The organism is Hydrogenophaga intermedia (genome assembly GCF_000723405.1).
Classification (GTDB): Bacteria; Pseudomonadota; Gammaproteobacteria; order Burkholderiales; family Burkholderiaceae_C; genus Hydrogenophaga; species Hydrogenophaga intermedia.
On record NZ_CCAE010000113.1, the window covers coordinates 1 to 1,817 of the forward strand.

At 67.3% G+C, this 1,817-nt stretch carries 3 protein-coding genes; 2 read left to right on the forward strand and 1 reads right to left on the reverse strand.

The window, feature by feature from the left end; translation table 11 throughout:
- Positions 1–302 (reverse strand): IS110 family transposase (locus tag BN948_RS25345; RefSeq protein WP_035624899.1); only part of this gene is annotated, 302 nt, incomplete at its 3' end.
- A 92-nt stretch (positions 303–394) separates the two neighbouring features.
- Between BN948_RS25345 and BN948_RS25350 the strand changes: the two genes are divergently transcribed.
- Together BN948_RS25350 and BN948_RS26900 are read left to right on the forward strand one after the other, a co-directional pair.
- Positions 395–1,570 (forward strand): MFS transporter, encoded by a 1,176-nt coding sequence (locus tag BN948_RS25350; RefSeq protein ID WP_035624902.1) that lies wholly within the window; start codon positions 395–397, stop codon positions 1,568–1,570.
- A gap of 34 nt (positions 1,571–1,604) precedes the next feature.
- Entirely contained in the window at positions 1,605–1,769 is a 165-nt protein-coding gene (locus BN948_RS26900; RefSeq protein ID WP_009520735.1) for a hypothetical protein, read from the forward strand.
- Positions 1,770–1,817 lie beyond the last annotated feature (48 nt).

Sequence of the window (1,817 nt, forward strand, 5' to 3'; positions counted from 1 at the left end):
CCGACAGCCTCGCAGATGGCCTCGGCGTCGGCTGCATCATTCTTGTTGGTCTTGACGTATGGTTTGACGAACTGGGGTGCCATCAGGCGCACGGTGTGTCCCATTGCCTGGAGCTTGCGTGCCCAGTGGTGAGCGCTGCCGCAAGCCTCCATGCCCAGCAAACACGGCGGCAGGTTGACGAAGAACGTCGCCATCTGGTCCCGGCGCAGTTGCTTCTTCACGAGTACCTTGCCGTGCTCGTCAATTCCGTGGACCTGGAACACGTTCTTCGCCAGGTCGATGCCAACAGTCGTAAGCTTCATGGTGGACGCCCCTCTCGGTTCAAGTGGTTGATCAACATCTCCACTTTGGCACGTCGATGCCGTTACGGGTGGGGGCGTTCATCCCATTGCTTATGAACCGAAACCTCTGGCTCCTGGCCGCGGCCCAAGGCCTGTTCCTCACCAACAACGTGGTGTTCATCACCATCAACGGCCTGGTGGGCCTGGCGCTGGCCCCGCTGGGCTGGATGGCCACGCTGCCGGTGATGGGCTACGTGGTGGGCGGCGCGCTGGCCACGCCGCTGGTGGCGCGCGCGCAGCGCCGCCTGGGGCGCCAGGCCTCGTTCCAGCTTGGGCTGGTGGTGGCGCTGCTGTCGGCGCTGCTGTGCGCCTGGGCCGTGTCGCTGGGCGCGTTCTGGCTGCTCATCGCGGGTACGGTGATCGCGGGCTACTACAGCGCCAACGGCCAGCTCTACCGCTTCGCCGCCGCCGAACTGGCGGCACCGGCCTTTCGCGAGAAGGCGGTCTCGTTGGTGCTGGCGGGCGGGCTGATCGGCGCGGTGCTGGGCCCCAACCTCGCCGTGCGCACGCGCGACCTCACCGAGGTGCCGTTCGCGGGCGCCTACCTGGCGCTGGGCGTGGTGGCTCTGCTGTCGATGGCGGTGATGGCTTTCCTGCGGTTTCCGCCGGCGCCCGAGCGGGCGGCCGGTGCACCCGAGGGGCGGCCCCTGGCCGAGATCGTGCGCCAGCCCGTGTTCATCGTCGCCGCGGTGGGTGCGGCACTGGGCTACGGCGTGATGAACCTGTTGATGGCGGCCACACCGCTGGCCATGCAGGTCTGCGGCCTGCCCTTCGAGGACGTGGCGCTTGTTCTCGAGTGGCACGTGATCGGCATGTTCGCGCCGGGCTTCTTCACCGGACACCTGATCCGCCGCTTCGGGGTGCTGTCCATCATGGGTGTGGGCGTGGCGCTCAACCTGGCGTGCATCGCCATCGCGCTGACGGGCGTGGACCTGCACCAGTTCCTCGTCGCGCTGTTCCTGCTCGGCGTGGGCTGGAACTTCCTGTTCACCGGCAGCACCGCGCTGGCACTGCAGGCCTGGCGCCCCGAGGAAAAGGACCGCGCGCAGGCCGCCATCAACTTCGGCGTGTTCGCGACCATGGCACTGACCTCTTTCGCCTCGGGCGCGCTGGTCACCACGCAGGGGTGGGCCTGGCTCAACCTGGGCTCGCTGCTGCCGGTGGCGTTGCTGGCCGTGGCGCTGCTGTGGCTTGCCCGTCAACGGCGCGCCGCCCACAATGCCGCCTGAAGCGCGGAGCGGTTCCGCGACACGGGAGAGGCACATGGGACTTCTGGACGCCGTCCTCGGCGGATCGGGCAACACGTCGAACGCCGGTGGCTTCGACACGCAACAGGTGATGGCGCTGGTGGCACAACTGCTGCAGCAGTCGGGTGGCATCGAAGGCCTGCTGGCCAAACTGGGGGTCTCCTCGTTTTCAGTGCAATAAGTGACGGTACGAAAAGCTAGCACTGGCGCGGAGGTGGTGTTGGTAGAT

What these genes read in the sequence shown, in the direction of transcription:
- BN948_RS26900 (WP_009520735.1), top strand. Translation starts at nt 1,605, where the DNA reads ATGGGACTTCTGGACGCCGTCCTCGGCGGATCGGGCAACACGTCGAAC.
- BN948_RS25350 (WP_035624902.1), top strand. Translation starts at nt 395, where the DNA reads ATGAACCGAAACCTCTGGCTCCTGGCCGCGGCCCAAGGCCTGTTCCTC.